The sequence below is a fragment of the uncultured Friedmanniella sp. genome, from assembly GCF_964244005.1.
GTDB lineage: Bacteria > Actinomycetota > Actinomycetes > Propionibacteriales > Propionibacteriaceae > Microlunatus.
In genome coordinates this window covers 16835-33490 of record NZ_CAXTHG010000014.1, presented here as the reverse complement: position 1 = coordinate 33490, position 16656 = coordinate 16835, and the positions used below count along the sequence as shown (strand labels likewise).

At 71.5% G+C, this 16656-nt stretch carries 16 protein-coding genes; 4 read left to right on the top strand and 12 right to left on the bottom strand.

The window, feature by feature from the left end:
* Window positions 1–789, top strand: coding sequence for an ABC transporter permease (locus tag ACFE76_RS10680; protein WP_375431736.1), 789 nt, complete (start codon window positions 1–3; stop codon window positions 787–789).
* Window positions 790–1056: 267 nt separating this feature from the next.
* Here the strand turns inward: ACFE76_RS10680 and ACFE76_RS10675 are convergent, their stop codons facing one another.
* The 12 genes from ACFE76_RS10675 to hisI all read right to left on the bottom strand — a co-directional run bounded on the left by ACFE76_RS10675 (window position 1057) and on the right by hisI (window position 14985).
* Entirely contained in the window at window positions 1057–1479 is a 423-nt protein-coding gene (locus tag ACFE76_RS10675) for a VOC family protein (protein ID WP_375431735.1), read from the bottom strand.
* A gap of 4 nt (window positions 1480–1483) precedes the next feature.
* Entirely contained in the window at window positions 1484–2950 is a 1467-nt protein-coding gene (locus tag ACFE76_RS10670) for a glutamate synthase subunit beta (RefSeq protein WP_375431734.1), read from the bottom strand.
* A gap of 39 nt (window positions 2951–2989) precedes the next feature.
* Window positions 2990–7525: a glutamate synthase large subunit gene (gene gltB, locus ACFE76_RS10665; protein ID WP_375431733.1), complete on the bottom strand. Its 4536-nt coding sequence runs from the start codon at window positions 7523–7525 to the stop codon at window positions 2990–2992.
* 233 nt (window positions 7526–7758) lie between these two features.
* Window positions 7759–8661: a prolipoprotein diacylglyceryl transferase gene (gene lgt, locus ACFE76_RS10660; RefSeq protein ID WP_375431732.1), complete on the bottom strand. Its 903-nt coding sequence runs from the start codon at window positions 8659–8661 to the stop codon at window positions 7759–7761.
* 22 nt (window positions 8662–8683) lie between these two features.
* Entirely contained in the window at window positions 8684–8905 is a 222-nt protein-coding gene (locus tag ACFE76_RS10655) for a hypothetical protein (protein WP_375431731.1), read from the bottom strand.
* A gap of 36 nt (window positions 8906–8941) precedes the next feature.
* Window positions 8942–9808 carry a tryptophan synthase subunit alpha gene (trpA, locus tag ACFE76_RS10650; RefSeq protein ID WP_375431730.1) on the bottom strand — a complete coding sequence of 289 codons (867 nt, stop codon included), beginning with the start codon at window positions 9806–9808 and terminating at the stop codon, window positions 8942–8944.
* Window positions 9805–11178 (bottom strand): tryptophan synthase subunit beta, encoded by a 1374-nt coding sequence (trpB, locus tag ACFE76_RS10645; RefSeq protein ID WP_375431729.1) that lies wholly within the window; start codon window positions 11176–11178, stop codon window positions 9805–9807. Before trpB ends, trpA begins: the two co-directional genes overlap by 4 nt.
* 69 nt (window positions 11179–11247) lie before the next feature.
* Window positions 11248–12051, bottom strand: a complete 804-nt coding sequence (gene trpC, locus ACFE76_RS10640; RefSeq protein ID WP_375431728.1) for an indole-3-glycerol phosphate synthase TrpC — start codon at window positions 12049–12051, stop codon at window positions 11248–11250.
* Window positions 12052–12067: 16 nt separating this feature from the next.
* Window positions 12068–12325, bottom strand: coding sequence for an HGxxPAAW family protein (locus ACFE76_RS10635; protein WP_375431727.1), 258 nt, complete (start codon window positions 12323–12325; stop codon window positions 12068–12070).
* A 44-nt stretch (window positions 12326–12369) separates the two neighbouring features.
* On the bottom strand, window positions 12370–13002 hold the full coding sequence (locus tag ACFE76_RS10630) for a Trp biosynthesis-associated membrane protein (RefSeq protein ID WP_375431726.1): 633 nt from the start codon (window positions 13000–13002) through the stop codon (window positions 12370–12372).
* Window positions 12995–14560: an anthranilate synthase component I gene (locus tag ACFE76_RS10625; protein WP_375431725.1), complete on the bottom strand. Its 1566-nt coding sequence runs from the start codon at window positions 14558–14560 to the stop codon at window positions 12995–12997. The genes ACFE76_RS10630 and ACFE76_RS10625 overlap by 8 nt, the downstream gene beginning before the upstream one ends.
* Window positions 14557–14985, bottom strand: coding sequence for a phosphoribosyl-AMP cyclohydrolase (gene hisI, locus ACFE76_RS10620; protein ID WP_375431806.1), 429 nt, complete (start codon window positions 14983–14985; stop codon window positions 14557–14559). Before hisI ends, ACFE76_RS10625 begins: the two co-directional genes overlap by 4 nt.
* A gap of 70 nt (window positions 14986–15055) precedes the next feature.
* Here hisI and ACFE76_RS10615 point away from each other — a divergent pair, with 70 nt between their 5' ends.
* The 3 genes from ACFE76_RS10615 (at window position 15056) to ACFE76_RS10605 (ending at window position 16603) form a co-directional block, all read left to right on the top strand.
* Window positions 15056–15715 carry a TIGR03085 family metal-binding protein gene (locus tag ACFE76_RS10615; RefSeq protein WP_375431724.1) on the top strand — a complete coding sequence of 220 codons (660 nt, stop codon included), beginning with the start codon at window positions 15056–15058 and terminating at the stop codon, window positions 15713–15715.
* 142 nt (window positions 15716–15857) lie between these two features.
* Window positions 15858–16346 carry a hypothetical protein gene (locus tag ACFE76_RS10610; protein WP_375431723.1) on the top strand — a complete coding sequence of 163 codons (489 nt, stop codon included), beginning with the start codon at window positions 15858–15860 and terminating at the stop codon, window positions 16344–16346.
* A 47-nt stretch (window positions 16347–16393) separates the two neighbouring features.
* Window positions 16394–16603: a hypothetical protein gene (locus ACFE76_RS10605; RefSeq protein WP_375431722.1), complete on the top strand. Its 210-nt coding sequence runs from the start codon at window positions 16394–16396 to the stop codon at window positions 16601–16603.
* The last annotated feature ends 53 nt before the right edge of the window (window positions 16604–16656 follow it).

Here is a 16656-nt window from a genome sequence, read left to right as displayed (position 1 = left end):
GTGCACGCGCTGCGGGTGCTCCGCGCCTTCCTGGCCGTCGGGGTGGCGAACATCGTCCAGTACCGCTCCGACTTCGCCATCTCGCTGGTCAACGCCGTCGTCACCCTGGTCACGTCCTTGCTCGGCCTGTCGGTGATCTTCGGGCTCACCAGCGACCTGCACGGCTGGACCGCCGACGACCTGATCGTGCTGATCGGGATCCACGGCCTGATCAGCGGCGTGGTGGGCCTGGTCATCCGGCCGTCGATGGAGGCGATGATGGAGGGCATCCGGCTGGGCACGTTCGACTTCGTGCTCACCAAGCCCGTCGACGCGCAGCTGCTGGCCAGTGCCCGGGTGATGGCGCCGCAGGCCCTGATCGACGTCGTGGTCGGGGTAGGCGTGATCGGCTACGGGCTGACCCGGATCGGGGCGGGGGTGACCGTCCTCGGGGTCGCTCTCTTCGCCGTCACGCTCGTCGCGGGTTTCGCCATCGTCTACAGCTTCCTGCTGATCCTGTCGACGATGGCGTTCTGGTTCGTCAAGCTCGACAACATCCTGGTCGTCTTCCAGGCGCTGTTCGGTAACGCCGGCCGGTGGCCCGTGCCGATCTTCCCCGGCTGGATGCGTCCGGTCCTGACGTTCGTGGTGCCGATCGCGTTCGCCGTCACCGTGCCGGCCCAGGCCCTGACCGGTCAGCTGTCGGTCGGCGGCGCCGTGGCCTCGGTCGGGCTGGCGGCGTTGTTCCTGCTCGCCTCCCGGCTGTTCTGGCGGGTCGCCCTACGCCGGTACACCGGGGCATCGGCGTAGGGCGTGCCGTTCACTGGCCTGTCGAAAGGGTGAGCTGACCAACGTGATCCGCTCGGCCGGCGGCGAGAAAGTTGTTCACCGACACCCGGTGGGACGCCGCGGGATCGGCGGCCGTGCCGTCAACGGTGATCGCGGGGACCTTGGCCGCAGCGGAGCTGCTTCACGCTACCGGTGCCCTGATGATCGACCCCGAGAAGGCCTAAGTCTGGCTTCAGGACCCAAGATCGTCCGTCTCGGGGTCGAAAGTCAGGGTCCCCGTCGGCGACCTCAGGCGACGAAGATGCAGAACGGGTGCCCGGCAGGGTCGGCGAACACGTACAGCGGCTCGTCCGGGTCGTCGAACCGGTCCCAGAGCAGCCGGGCGCCGAGCTCGGTGGCGCGGGCGCGCTGGCGGGTCAACGTCTCGGCGTCGGGGACCGTCAGGTCGAGGTGCAACATCTGCGGGTGCTGACCTTCGGGCCAGGTGGCCGGCGGTAGCACCGCGACCTGCTGGAAGGCCACGCTCACCTCGTCCCCGCCTCGCAGCACGAGCCAGTCACGCCCGTTCGGGTCGTCCTCCCCCGCCGGCGGCGCCTCGTCGCCCGGCCGGTACGCCAAGCCCAGCAGCTGCCGGTAGAACTCGGCCAGGCTGCGGGCGTCGGTGGTGTCGAGCACCACCTGCCGCAGCCGGGGGACGTCGCGATCCTGCACGGGGTCAGACCATCATCTGCCGGGCGGTCGGCGGGATCGGCTTGGGCAGCTTGGTCGAACCAGAGAGGTACTCATCGACGCCGGCCGCGCAGGCCCGCCCCTCGGCGATGGCCCAGACGATCAGGGACTGGCCGCGACCGGCGTCACCGGCCGCGAACACCCCGTCGACGTCGGTGGCGTAGTTGAGGTCGCGCTTGATGTTGCCGCGCTCGTCGAGCCCGACGCCGAGCTGGGCGACGACCGTGTCCTTCTCGGGGCCGGTGAAGCCCATCGCCAGCAGCACCAGGTCGGCCGGGATCTCCTGCTCGGTGCCCTCGACGGGAGTCAGCTTGCCGCCCTCGAAGACGACCTCGGACAGGGTCAGCGAGGTCACCTGGCCGTTCTCGTCACCGTTGAAGCGCGAGGTGGACACCGAGTAGACGCGCTCGCCGGCCTCCTCGTGTGCGGAAGAGACGCGGTAGGTCATCGGGTACGTCGGCCACGGCTGGTGCGCCGGCCGCTCCTCCGGCGGGGTGGGCATGATCTCGAGCTGGCGGATCGAGGCCGCGCCCTCGCGGATGGCGGTGCCGAGGCAGTCGGCACCGGTGTCGCCGCCCCCGATGATCACCACGTGCTTGTCCTTGGCGGTGATGGTCGGCGCGTCGACCTTGCCGCGGGCGTACCGGTTGGCCCCGGGCAGGAACTCCATCGCCTGGTGGATCCCGGTCAGCTCGCGGCCCGGCACGGGCAGGTCGCGGCCGATGGTGGAGCCGACGGCCAGCACGACCGCGTCGTAGCGTTCCTTCAGCTGGGGGCCGGTGATCTTGACCCCGACCTCCACGCCGCAACGGAAGTTGGTGCCCTCGTCCTTCATCTGCCGGATCCGGCGGTCGAGGACGGCCTTCTCCATCTTGAACTCGGGGATGCCGAACCGCATCAGCCCGCCCGGCTCCTCCGCCCGTTCGAACACCGCGACGGTGTGCCCCGCGCGGGTGAGCTGCTGGGCGACGGCCAGTCCGGCGGGGCCGGAGCCGATCACCGCGACCGTCCGGCCGGTGTGCCACTCCGGCGGCTGCGGCAGCACCCGGTGCTCGTCCCACGCCTTGTCGATGATGGCGACCTCGACGTTCTTGATGGTCACCGGGTCGCGGTTGATGCCGACCACGCAGGCCGTCTCGCACGGTGCCGGGCACAGCCGGCCGGTGAACTCCGGGAAGTTGTTCGTCGCGTGCAGCCGCTCCAGCGCCTGGTCCCAGTCGCTGCGCCAGACCAGGTCGTTCCACTCCGGGATCAGGTTGCCCAGCGGACAGCCGGTGTGGCAGAACGGGATGCCGCAGTCCATGCAGCGCCCGGCCTGCTCGGAGATGATCGGCAGCAGCGCCCGCCCCGGCGTACCGGGATAGACCTCCTGCCAGTCGTGGATCCGCTCCGCGACCGGCCGCCGCTCGGCGACCTTGCGTTCGGTGGTGAGGAAACCCCGAGGGTCAGCCATGATCGTGGTCCTTCAGTGGCAGGAGTGGGAGGCGCGGGTTCATCCTTGGGCCGCGTCCATCATCCGGATGGTGGTGGTCGCGTCGTCGAGTCCCTCGGTCTCGGCGAGCTCGCGGGCGGCGACCACGCGGGCGTAGTCGCGGGGCAGCACCTTCCGGAAGCGGACCCGGTGGGTGTCCCAGTCTCCGAGCAGCTCGGCGGCGATGTCGGAGCCGGTCTCTTCGCCGTGCCGGGTGACGATCTGCTGCAGCAGCTCGGCGTCGGCGTCGCCCACCTCGAGGGCGTCGACCAGCTCGGTGTTCAGCAGCGTCTCGTCCAGGTCCAGCACGTACGCGATGCCGCCGGACATCCCCGCGGCGACGTTGCGCCCGGTCGAGCCGAGGATCACCGCGATACCGCCGGTCATGTACTCACAGGCGTGGTCACCGGTGCCCTCGACCACCGCGGTGGCGCCGGAGTTGCGAACACAGAACCGCTCCCCCACCAATCCGGCGATGAAGATCTCCCCCGACGTCGCGCCGTAGCCGATCACGTTGCCGGCGATGATGTTGTCCGCGGCCGCGAAGGTGGCCGCCCGGTCGGGCCGCAGCACGATCCGGCCGCCGGAGAGCCCCTTGCCGAGGTAGTCGTTGCTGTCGCCCTCGAGCCGCAGCGTGATGCCCGCGGGCACGAACGCCCCGAAGCTCTGGCCGGCCGAGCCGGTGAACGTGAGGTCGATGGTGCCCTCGGGCAGGCCCTGGCCCCGGGTCGCCTTGGTCACCTCGTGGCCGAGGATCGTGCCGACGGCCCGGTTCACGTTACGGATCTTGAGCGCGGCCCGGACGGCTTCGCCGGACTCCAGCGCGGGCCGGCAGAGGTCGATCAGCATCTGGTCCAGCGCCATCTCCAGCGCATGGTCCTGCCCGGTGACGTTGCGTCTCGGCGTGCCCTCGGGCAGCTCGGGTGAGTACAGCACCGGCCGCAGGTCGAGCCCGTGCGCCTTCCAGTGTTCCTCGGCCGGCACGGTGTCGAGCACCTCGACCTGACCGACGGCCTCGGCGAGGGTCCGGAAGCCCAGCGCCGCCAGGTGCTCACGTACCTCCTCGGCGATGAACTCGAAGAAGTTGACCACGAACTCCGGTTTGCCGGTGAACTTCTCGCGCAGCGCCTGGTTCTGGGTCGCCACCCCCACCGGACAGGTGTCGAGGTGGCAGACCCGCATCATGATGCAGCCGCTCACCACCAGCGGCGCCGTCGCGAAGCCGAACTCCTCCGCCCCGAGCAGGGCGCCGATGATCACGTCGCGGCCGGTCTTGAGCTGGCCGTCGACCTGGACGACGATCCGGTCCCGCAGGCCGTTGATGAGCAGCGTCTGCTGGGTCTCGGCCAGGCCGAGCTCCCAGGGTCCACCGGCGTGCTTGAGCGATGTCAGCGGCGCCGCGCCCGTCCCGCCGTCGTGGCCGGAGATCAGGACCACGTCGGCCTTGGCCTTGGAGACCCCGGCGGCCACCGTGCCGACGCCCACCTCGGCCACGAGCTTGACGTGCACCCGGGCCGACGGGTTGGCGCACTTCAGGTCGTGGATGAGCTGCTTGAGGTCCTCGATGGAGTAGATGTCGTGGTGCGGCGGCGGCGAGATCAGCCCGACGCCGGGCGTGGAGTGCCGGGTCTTGGCCACCCAGGGATAGACCTTCTGGCCGGGCAGCTGACCGCCCTCCCCGGGCTTGGCGCCCTGGGCCATCTTGATCTGGATGTCGGAGGCGTTGGTCAGGTAGTCCGAGGTGACCCCGAACCGGCCGGACGCGACCTGCTTGACCGCCGAGCGCCGTTCCGGGTCGTACAGCCGGTCGGTGTCCTCACCGCCCTCGCCGGTGTTGGACTTGCCGCCCAGCCGGTTCATCGCGATGGCCAGGGTCTGGTGCGCCTCGAGGCTGATCGAGCCGTAGGACATCGCGCCGGTGGAGAAGCGCTTGACGATCTCGCTGACCGGCTCCACCTCCTCGATCGGGATCGGCTCCCGGTCGCGGAACTTCAGCAGCCCGCGCAGCGTCATCAGCCGCTCCGCCTGGGAGTCGATGTGCGCCGTGTACTGCTTGAAGATGTCGTAGCGGCCTGACCGGGTGGAGTGCTGCAGCCGGAACACGGTCTCGGGGTCGAACAGGTGCGGCTCGCCCTCGCGCCGCCACTGGTACTCCCCGCCGACCGGCAGCAGCCGGTGGGCGAGCGGGATGCCGTCCGCGGGGTACGCCCGCAGGTGCCGGGCCCGGATCTCGTCGGCGATCTCGGTCAACCTGACCCCGCCCAGCTTGGACGTGGTGCCGGTGAAGTAGCGGTCGACGACCTCGCGGGACAGCCCGAGCGCTTCAAAGATCTGCGCGCCGGTGTAGGAGGCGACGGTGGAGACGCCCATCTTGCTCATCACCTTGAGCACGCCCTTGCCGAGCGCCTTGACCACGTTGGCGACCGCACGCTCGGGCTCGACGGAGGTGTAGACGCCGCTGCGGGCGAGGTCCTCCACGCTCTCGATCGCCAGGTACGGGTTGACCCCGGCGGCGCCGTAGCCGATCAGCAGGGCGACGTGGTGGACCTCGCGGACGTCCCCGGCCTCCACGATCAGGCCCACCTGGGTGCGGCTCTTCTCCCGGACGAGGTGGTGGTGCACCGCGGCGGTGAACAGCAGCGACGGGATCGGTGCGAGCTCGGCGTTGGAGTGCCGGTCCGACAGCAGGATGATCCGGGCCCCGCCGGCGATCGCGGCGGAGATCTCGGCGCAGAGCTGGTCGAGCTTGGCGGTCAGCGCCTCGGCGCCGCCGCTCACCTCGTACAGGCCGCGGGCCACGTACGTGGAGTAGCCGGGCAGGTCGCCGTCCCGGTTGATCTTGACGATCTTGCTCAGCGAGTCGTTGTCGAGCACGGGGAACGGCAGCACCAGCCGGCGACACGACGCCGGGCTCGGCGCGAGCAGGTTCTGCTCCGGGCCGATGGTGTTGTAGAGCGAGGTGACGAGCTCCTCGCGGATCGCGTCCAGCGGCGGGTTGGTCACCTGGGCGAACAGCTGGGAGAAGTAGTCGAAGAGCAGCCGCGGCTTCGCGCTCAAGGCGGCGATCGGGGTGTCGGTGCCCATCGAGCCGATCGCCTCGGCGCCGCCGGAGGCCATCGGCGCAAGGATCAGCCGCAGCTCCTCCTCGGTGTAGCCGAAGACCTGCTGGCGCCGGGTCACCGAGGCGTGGGTGTGCACGACGTGGTCGCGGTCGGGCAGGTCCTTCAGCCGCATCCGCCCACCCACCAGCCACTCCCCGTACGGGGCGGCCGCGGCCAGGTCGTTCTTGACCTCTTCGTCGGAGATGATCCGGTGCTGGTCCAGGTCGACGAGGAACATCCGGCCCGGCTGCAGCCGACCCTTCTGCACGATCGTGTCCGCCGGGATGTCGAGCACGCCGGCCTCGGACGCGAGCACGACGAGACCGTCGTCGGTGACCCAGTAGCGACCCGGCCGCAGCCCGTTGCGGTCCAGCACGGCGCCGACCTGGGTGCCGTCGGTGAAGACGACGCCCGCCGGCCCGTCCCAGGGCTCCATCAGGCAGGAGTGGAAGGCGTAGAAGTCGCGCCGCGCGCGGTCCATCACCGCGTTGTTCTCCCAAGCCTCCGGGATCATCATCAGCATCGCGTGCGGCAGTGAGCGACCGCCGAGGTGCAGCAGCTCGACCACCTCGTCGAAGGAGGCCGAGTCGGAGGCGTCGGGGGTACAGATCGGGAACAGCCGCTCCAGGTCGCCCGGGATCAGGTCGGACTTCAGCAGCGCCTCGCGGGCCCGCATCCAGTTGCGGTTGCCCTTGACGGTGTTGATCTCGCCGTTGTGGGCGATCATCCGGAACGGGTGCGCGAGCTCCCACGCCGGGAAGGTGTTGGTGGAGAAGCGGGAGTGCACCACGACCAGGGCGCTGGCCATCCGCTCGTCGAGCAGCTCGGGGAAGACGAGCTCCAGCTGCTCGGTGGTCAGCATGCCCTTCCAGACCAGGGTGCGGCACGAGAGCGAGGAGAAGTAGACGCCCGTCTCGTGCTGGGCCCGGCGGCGCAGGCAGTAGACCATCCGCTCCAGCGGCAGGCCGCCCTGACCCTCAGCCCCTGCTGTACCCACTGCGCCAGAGGCGACGAACAGCTGCTCGAAGTACGGCATGTTCGCGCGGGTCAGGTCGCTCAGCGACGAGTCGTCGGTCCGGACCACGCGCCAGCCGAGGACCGTCAGGTTCTCCTCGGCGGCGATCTGCTCGATGCCCGCCTTGGCCTTCGCAGCGATCTCGGGGTCGGTGGGCAGGAAGGCCAGGCCGACCGCGTACGTCCCCGCCTCGGGCAGGGCGAAGTCGACCTCGTCGCGCAGGAAGGCGTCCGGGATCTGCATCAGGATGCCCGCGCCGTCGCCGGTCAGCGGGTCCGAGCCGGTGGCGCCGCGGTGGTCGAGGTTGCGCAGCGCCTCCAGGCCTTGGCGAACGATCGTGTGGCTCGCGATGCCGGTCAGCGTCGCGACGAAGGCCACGCCGCACGCGTCGTGCTCGAACGTGGGGTCGTACAGGCCCTCAGCAGCGCGGGCGAAAGTCATGGGCTCAGACTCCAGTCGTCGAAGCCGGAAGGCCGTGAGGGCTGGTTCCGGGGTCTGGCGAAGCGGCATCGGGTGTCCCGTCCAGCAACTCTGGACGAGGGCCGGGACACAGGTGGGGGACAACTCTGGCCCGAGGGTGGGGAAAGGCTAACGCACACAGTTCGCGCGCTGCCTGCGGAAAGTTGCGGCCGACGTGAAGCCCGCGTGTTGAGCCTAGTCAGTCTGTGATGAGCCTAGTCAGTCTCGCTGTGGTCGTCGGCCGGTCCGGCGGTGCTGGACACCTCGTCGGCGTCGTCCGAGCTGGTCGAAGGGGCGGGGGTGGCAGAACCCTCGACGACCTCTTCGCGGCCGGGGCGGTGCCGGACCAGCCAGAGCAGCACCGCCACGGCTACGACGAACGTGATCGCGGCGGTGTAGTTGTTCAGCCGGAAGCCGCCAATGGTGTTGACGGTGTCGATCCGCAGCGCCTCGATCCAGAACCTCCCCGCCGAGTAGAGCATCACGTACAGGGCGAAGACCTTGCCGTGGCCGAGCCGGTAGCGCCGGTCCAGCACCACGAGCACGACGGCCATGGCGAGGTTCCAGAGCAGCTCGTAGAGGAACGTCGGGTGAAAGGTCGCGTACTGCGCGTAGCCGGTCGGTCGGAACTGGGGCGCGATCTCCAGGGCCCAGGGCAGGGTGGTCGGCCGTCCGAACAGCTCTTGGTTGAACCAGTTTCCCAGCCGGCCGATCGCCTGGGCCACCAGCAACGCCGGGGCGACGGTGTCCAGCAGGGCCGGGAAGCGGATTCCGCGTCGCCGCGCCACCAGGTACGCGCCGAGCGCGCCGCCGGCGACCGCCCCCCAGATGCCGAGACCGCCGTTCCAGATCTTGAGCGCGTCCACCGGGTGTCGGCCCGGTCCGAAGTAGAGCTCGTAGTCGGTGGCCACGTGGTAGAGCCGCGCCCCGACGATGCCGAACGGGATGGCGAGCACGAGGACCGACTCCAGCCCGTCGGCCGTGCCGCCGCGGGCCCGCCAGCGGCGGTTGCCGATCACCATCGCCACCAGGATGCCGGCGATGATGCAGAGCGCGTACGCCCGGAGCGGGAAGGCGCCCAGGTGCCAGACGCTCGAGCTCGGGCTCGGGATGGACATCAGCACGGTCGGGGTCTCCCTGTCATCCTGCGGTCGAGCCGGAGTCGATCACGGCCGCCAGCTTGGCGGGGGTGAGCCCCTCGATCGTCACCGGTTGGCCGTTCAGGAACATGGTCCCTTCGTCGATGAAGGCCATCGGGTAGAGCTCGACCCGGGCGGTACCGGCGTTCTGCGCGGCGTCGCTGACGGTGGCGGCCGGTCCGGTCGCCACGGGCGCCCGGTAGGCGGCCTGGACGTCGTTCACGGTGCTCCTCTCAACGGTCGCGGCAGCAGCGGGCGGTCACGCTCGGACCAGCCGGGTACCCGGATCGGACGTGCCCGCGCGGACGCCGTCGGCCAGGTCGGCGACCACGCGACGGAGCCCGCTCAGGTCGTCCGGGGTGCCGGCGGCCTCGGCGGCCAGCAGCGTCTTGACCAGGGCCGACCCGACGATCACCGCGTCGGCGAAGCCGGTCACCTCGCGGGCCTGCGCGCCGTCGGAGACCCCGAGGCCCACCCCGACCAGCGCGTCGGCGTCGACGTCGCGGATCCGTCGGACCAGCTCGGGTGCGGCGGAGGAGGTCGAGGTGCGGGCCCCGGTCACGCCCATCACCGAGGTGGCGTAGACCCAGCCGCGGCAGGCGGCCACGGTCGCGGCCAGCCGGTCATCGGTCGAGGAGGGCGAGACCAGGAAGATCCGGTCGAGGCCGTGCGCGTCGGAGACGTCCAGCCACTCCGCCGCCTCGTCCGGGGTCAGGTCGGGGGTGATCGCGCCAGCCCCGCCGGCGGCGGCGAGGTCGCGGGCAAAGCGGTCGGGGCCGTACCGCTCGATCAGGTTCCAGTAGGTCATCACGACGGCCGGGGTGCCGGTCGAAGCCACGGCCTCCACCGCGGCGAAGGCGTCCCGGGTACGGACGCCCCGCTCGAGCGCGCGGGTGCCGGCCTGCTGGATGGTGACGCCGTCCATCATCGGGTCGCTGTACGGCATCCCGACCTCGACCAGGTCGACGCCTTCGCTGTCCCCCTCACCGGTCAGGGCCCGCAGCGCCCGCAGCGACTGCGGCACGTCGGGATAGCCGACGTGCAGGAAGCCGACCAGCGCGCCCCGGCCGGAGGCCCGGACATCGGCGAGCAGCCGACCGGTCTGACCCGGCTGGAACGAGCTCACAGCTGGACCGCGGTGGTGCTGGCGGGACCTTCCTGCTGCAGCGACAGGTCGAGGTCGGCTTCGGCGCTGAGGTCGGTGCCCACCGGCTCGCCGGACTCCGACCCGGTGCCCCGGGTGTCGATGTCGAACCACTGGATGGCGGTGTCGACGTCCTTGTCCCCGCGTCCGGACAGGTTGACCAGGATCAGCGCCGGCTCGCCGTCCGCGCGCGGGGGCAGTCGACGACCGAGCCTCATCGCCCCGGCCAGGCCGTGCGCGGACTCGATGGCGGGCACGATGCCCTCGGTGCGGCAGAGGATCGAGAAGGCCTCCATCGCCTCGCGGTCGGTCACCGGCTCGTAGTGGGCTCGGCCGGTGGCGGCGAGGAAGGAGTGCTCGGGTCCGACGCCGGGATAGTCCAGCCCGGCGGAGATCGAGTGCGACTCCCGCGTCTGGCCGTCCTCGTCCTGCAGCACGTAGGTGCGCATGCCGTGCAGCACCCCGACCTCGCCGGCGGAGATGGTCGCGGCGTGCCGGCCGGTCTCGACCCCGTCGCCGCCGGCCTCGAAGCCGTAGAGGGCGACGCCGTCGTCGGGGATGAAGTCGGCGAAGATGCCGAGGGCGTTCGAGCCGCCGCCGACACAGGCCGCCACGGCGTCCGGCAGCCGGCCGTAACGGTCGAGGACCTGGGCCCGCGCCTCGGTGCTGATCACGCGCTGGAACTCACGGACGAGCATCGGGAACGGGTGCGGCCCGGCGACGGTGCCGATCAGGTAGTGGGTGTGGTCGACGGAGGCGACCCAGTCGCGCATCGCGTCGTTCATCGCGTCCTTGAGCGTCTGCGTCCCGGACTCGACGGCGATCACCTCGGCGCCCAGCAGCCGCATCCGGGCCACGTTGAGCGCCTGCCGCTCGGTGTCCACCTTGCCCATGTAGACGGTGCACTCCAGGCCGAAGAGGGCCGCGGCGGTCGCGGTGGCCACGCCGTGCTGGCCGGCCCCGGTCTCGGCGATGACGCGGGTCTTGCCCATCCGACGGGTCAGCAGGGCCTGGCCGAGGACGTTGTTGATCTTGTGCGAGCCGGTGTGGTTGAGGTCCTCGCGCTTGAGCAGCACGCGCGGCGCCGGGCCGTGCTCGGGCGCGCAGGCCTGGTTGAAGCGGGTCGCCTCGGTGAGCGGGGTGGGCCGGCCGGTGTAGTCGGCCAGCAGGCCGGCCAGCTCGGCGAGGAAGGCCGGGTCGACCATGGCGGTCCGGAACTCGTGGTCGAGCTGCTCCAGCGCCGCGTACAGCGCCTCGGGGACGAACTTGCCGCCGAACTGCTCGAAGTGTCCCGACGCGTCCGGGGTGGCGTACTGCGCCTCGTCGAGGGGAGCAGCGGTCTCGGTGGTCACTCGGGTCCTTTGACTGTTCGTGGGGCTGGATGGATCGGGCTGGGTAGATCGGGCTGGGTAGATCGGAAGTCAGGAACGGTGCAGGGCCGGGTGGGCCCCGGCGGCGACCAGGTCGGCCACCCCGCTCCGCGGGTCGCGGCCGGTGACCAGCGCCTCGCCCACCAGCACGACGTCGGCGCCGGCCCGGGCGTACTCGATCACGTCGTGCGGGCCGCGGACACCGGACTCGGCGACCCGGATGATGCCGGTCGGGATCCTGGGCGCCGTCCGGGCAAAGGTGGTGGGGTCGACTTCGAGGGTCTGCAGGTTGCGCGCGTTGACGCCGATGATCCGGGCGCCGGCGTCGACCGCGCGTCCGACCTCCTCGGGCCCGTGCACCTCGACCAGCGGGGTCAGCCCGATGGACTCGGCGCGCTCGACGAGGCAGACCAGCTCGGTGTCGGTCAGCGCCGCCACGATCAGCAGCACCAGGTCGGCGCCGGCCGCGCGGGCCTCGAAGAGCTGGTAGGCGGTGACGATGAAGTCCTTGCGCAGCACCGGCACGTCGACCGCGAGCCGGACCCGGACGAGGTCGTCCAGGGTGCCGGAGAAGCGGCGGGTCTCGGTGAGGACCGAGATGGCGGCGGCCCCGCCGGCGGCGTACTCCCCCGCCAGCCAGGCCGGGTCGCCGATCTCGGCGAGCGGCCCCTTGCTGGGGCTCGACCGCTTGACTTCGGCGATGACGGAGACGCCTGGGCCGTGCAGGACGGGCATCGGGTCGAGAGCGGGGTCGATGTGTTGCACCCGCTCCTTGAGCCGGTGCAGCGGCACCTGCTCCTGCCGGAGGGCCAGGTCCTCCCGCACCCCCGCGATGATGTCGTCCAGCGCACCCATGTCTCGACTCAGCCGATCAACGGGCGCCGTGCCCGGTGGCCTGCAGGACCTTGGCGAGCACCAAGCCGATCACCATGACGCCGACGGCGGCCCAGAACAGCACCCAGTTCTGCATCATCACGCCGATCCCACCCATGATCGTGGCGAGCATCGCGATCAGCGATCCCGTCCAGGCCGCGGTCGTCCGGCCGTGGTGCACGTGCTTGTCGGGGCCGGCTGCCGAGCGGGACTCGGTGTCACCTGTGGTGTCGCGGGTCTGGGTGGTGTCAGCCATGCGTCCTCATTCCGAGCGGTGTGTGTCGAGGGGGCGGGGTCCCATCAGGTGGGTGGGCCTTGCCTGGTGGGGTGATCCTCGTCCATTGTGTCTCGGATGTCCTCATCCCGCACATCGGGTTCGGTGGTGGGGTCGAGCCCGGCGTCCTGGGCCCGCCACACCTCCGCCGGGTCGTCCTCAGCGGTGACGCGCGCGGTGGCCGCGGCCCGGGTGAAGCGGTCGCTCCGCTGGGGCCAGCGGCCCGCGGTCAGTGTGACCAGCAGCCCGGCGGTCAGCACGAGCAGCCCGGCGACGGCGTAGACGTACGGCCAGACCGACCCGACCAGCGCGAACTGGTCGGCCAGGCTCACCTCGCGGACGCCGGCTCGGACGGTCGCGGCGTTCGGCTGCCGACGCAGCCCGCCCAGCGTGGCGATGGCGGCGCCGGTGACGACGGTGAGCACGCCGACCACCCGACGGCCGCGCGTCCGCAGCACCAGGACCAGCAGCCAGGCCGCGAGAGCGACCACGCCGAGTGCCTGGCTGAGCCCGGCCGTGGTCTCGGTGCCGCTGAACGCCACCGAGACGCCCTCGCCGCGGGCGCGCCACCAAGACTGCGCGCCGGCCAGCAGGGACAGCGCCGCCCCGAGCAGCCCAGGGACGAGGGCGCGGGTGCGCAGCCGGGATGCTTCAGCCACCTGGAGCGCCCAAAGGCCGGAAGCTCTGCGCGACCGCGATGGCCCGGACGACGGCCGCGGCCTTGTTCTGGGACTCCTGGTCCTCGGTGGCGGGGTCGGAGTCGGCGACGATGCCGCCGCCGGCCTGGACGTAGGCCGTCCCGTCCTTGAGCAGGGCCGTCCGGATCGCGATCGCCGCGTCGGCGTCGCCGGCGAGGTCGAGATAGCCGACGACCCCGCCGTAGAGCCCACGGCGCGACACCTCGAGGCCGTCGATGATCTCCATCGCGCGCACCTTGGGGGCGCCGGACAGCGTGCCGGCGGGGAAGGCGGCGAGGACGACGTCGAGCGCCGTCCGGCCGTCCGCGACCTGCCCGGTCACGGTCGACTCCAGGTGCATGATGTGGCTGTAGCGGCGGACTTCCATGAACTCCACCACCTCGACCGAGCCGGGCGCGCAGACCCGGCCGAGGTCGTTGCGGCCGAGGTCGACCAGCATCACGTGCTCGGCGCGCTCCTTCTCATCAGCCAGCAGCTCGGCCTCGAGCGCGGCGTCCTCCGCCGGCGTCGCGCCCCGGGGCTTGGAGCCGGCGATCGGGTGGGTGACCGCGGTGCTGCCGGTGACGGTGACCAGGGCCTCGGGGCTGGAGCCGACGATGTCGAACGGCCGTCCGTCCGCGTCGGCCAGCCGGAGCAGGTACATGTACGGGCTGGGGTTGGTCAGCCGCAGCACCCGGTACACCTCGAGCGCGTCGGCGGTGGTGTCGACCTCGAAGCGTTGGCTGACCACGACCTGGAACGCCTCGCCCGCGCGGATCTCCTCGACCGCGGACCGGACGGCGGCCTGGAACTCTTCGGTGCTCCGTTGCCGACGGACCGGCAGCGGAGCGTCGAAGGAGGCACTGACGACCGCGGACGGGGTGGGTTCCGCCAGCAGGTCGGCCATCGTCTCGAGCCGGCGCACCGCGTCGGCGTAGGCCTCGTCGACCCGTTCGTCGGTGCCGTCGACGTTGATGGCGTTGGCGACGAGCCAGACCTCACCGTCGTGCTGGTCGAGCACGGCGAGGTCAGCCACCAGCAGGAAGGCCAGCTCGGGGATGTCGAGGTCGCGCGGGTTGCTGTCCGGCAGCACCTCCACCCGACGGACCGCGTCGTAGCCGAGGTAGCCGACCAGGCCGGAGGTGAAGGGGGGCAGGCCGTCTGTCGTTGGCGGGGGTTCCAGGGGGTCGTCCCCCTGCGGTGGATCCGGGGCTGGCGTGTGCAGCAGGGACAGGGTCTCGCGGAGCGCGTCCAGCGGGTCGCCGCCGCTCGGCATTCCGGCCGGCGGCTGGCCGGTCCACCGGGCGAGGCCGTCGGTCTCGGTCAGCATGGCGGCGGAGCGGACGCCGATGAAGGAGTAGCGCGACCACACGCCCTGCTCGGCGGACTCGAGCAGGTAGGTGCCGGGAAGGTTCCGGGCCAGCTTGGCGTAGAGGCCGACGGCGGTCTCGGCGTCGGCGAGGAAGCGCGTGTGCACCGGAACGACCCGGCGATCGACTGCGGCGGCGCGGAAGCCTTCCAGGTCGGGGGTGACCTTCATCGGACGGCCTCGTCGTTGTCCGGCGCGGGGGCCACCAGTGCTGGCAGCACCCGGGCGTCGAAGCAGGTGTGGTCGCCGGTGTGGCAGGCGGCCCCGTCCTGGCGGACGGTGACGAGCAGGGTGTCTCCGTCGCAGTCGAGCCGCACCTCGCGGACCCACTGCCGGTGGCCGCTGGTCTCGCCCTTGACCCAGTACTCCCCCCGGCTGCGGGACCAGAAGGTGGAGCGGCCGGTGGTGAGCGTGCGGTGCAGGGCCTCGTCGTCCATCCAGCCGACCATCAGCACCTCGCGAGTCTGCTCCTCCTGGACGACGGCGGCCACCAGGCCGGCCGGGTCGCGGGTGAGCTGGGCGGCGATCTCGGGCGCCAGGCGAGAGGGGGCAGAGGGGCGCGAGGGGGCAGGGGGGCGGGCGGGGTCGTCGGCCAGGTCGGTCACGCGCCCATTGTTCCCGGCGGGCCCGAGCGAGGCGAACGCGTTCTCGTTAGCATGTGGCCTCGTGACCTTCGCCAAGACCGAGCGCGCCGAGCTCTGCGACCTGCTGGAGCAGGTCGGACCGGACGCGCCGACCCTCTGTGGCGGCTGGGACGCTCACGATCTCGCCGTGCACCTGTGGATCCGCGAGACCGACCCGATCGGCGCGCCAGGGATCGTGGCCAAGCCCCTGTCCGGTCTGCTGGACCGTCGGATGGTCGAGATCCGCGGCCGATGGCCGTACGGCGAGCTGGTGGAGCGGATCCGCAAAGGTCCGGCCCGGCTGTCGGTCTTCGCCATCCCGGGGGTGGACGAGGGCGCGAACACGACCGAGTACTTCGTGCACCACGAGGACGTCCGCCGGGCCGGCCCCGCCCCGCAGCCGTCCCGCCCGCTCGCCGCCGAGGTCGAGGAGTGGATGTGGCGCCGGCTCAAGCTGCTGGCGCGCGCCTGGTTCCGCCGCGTTCCGGTGGGTGTGGTGCTGGAACGGCTGGGTTCGGCGACCGGTCCGGCCGCCGAACCCGAGACCATCCGCGCCGTCGGCGGCGCCGCCATCGTCACCCTGGTCGGCCAGCCGAGTGAGCTGATGCTCTACGCCCACGGCCGCGGCGCCGTCGCCGAGGTGAAGCTGGTCGGCGAGCCCGAGTCGATCGAGACCTTGTCCAGCGCCGACCTGCACGTCTGAGCCTGGGCGAGGCACTCGAGCCTGGGGCGCCGACAAAGTGCTGGTCCTGGAATACCCCGGGACTCGCCCGGGCGAAACAACGGCCGGGCGGAGCACACCCACCCATTGATCGCACCCAGGTCGGGGGCGCCCGGAGTGATCGGTGGACACCGCGGCTACCGTGGCGGGCGTGGGCCTGATCCGTCGGTCCCGACGCCGACCCGACCCCTTCGAGCTCGTGGACGTGGTGTCCGCACCGGCGCCCGACCCCGCCGTGGTGCTGTTCGACGTCGTCACCGAGGCGGTGATCCTGCAGGACGAGGCCGAAGCGGTGCTGGTCTCGGTCAGCCGCGGCGAGCACCTGGGTCTGGTGGCCCCGCGGGGCGGACCGCTGGTGCACCGCTTCTTCAGCCTTCGCGATCGGCTGCCCACCCCGACCGACCCGCGGCTGAGCCGGCTCAGCGCCGACCTCGGCACCATCCTGGAGCACCACGCCCTGCAGGTAGCGACCTCGCTGGAGTTCCTCGCCGTGGCCGGCCGGTCCCCGGTGGCTACTCAGCGGCTCGACTCTTTCCGCGGTCTCGGCCGGCCCGCCGCGCTGCTCGACGAGATCTACACCGAGCTCAAGGCCGCGCGTCGAGACTCTGGGTAGCCTGGCGATGCACCTGCATCCAGGCGCACATCCTCAAGGAGCACCCGATGGCCTCACGTACCGGTCGGATCGTCAGCATCGTCGTCGGGGTCCTGGCCCTGCTGATCGGCCTCGTCTGGACCGGCCAGGGGTCCGGCATGATCGGCGGCAGCGTCATGTCGGGTCAGCAGATGTGGCTCTACATCGGCATCGTCGTCGCGGTGCTCGGCATCGTGCTCCTGGTCCGCGCCTTCCGTCGGCCCCGCGTGACCCGCTGACCGATCGGCGGTTGCGGGGTCACCGGGGCGTAACACGGTCTCGCTAGATTGCG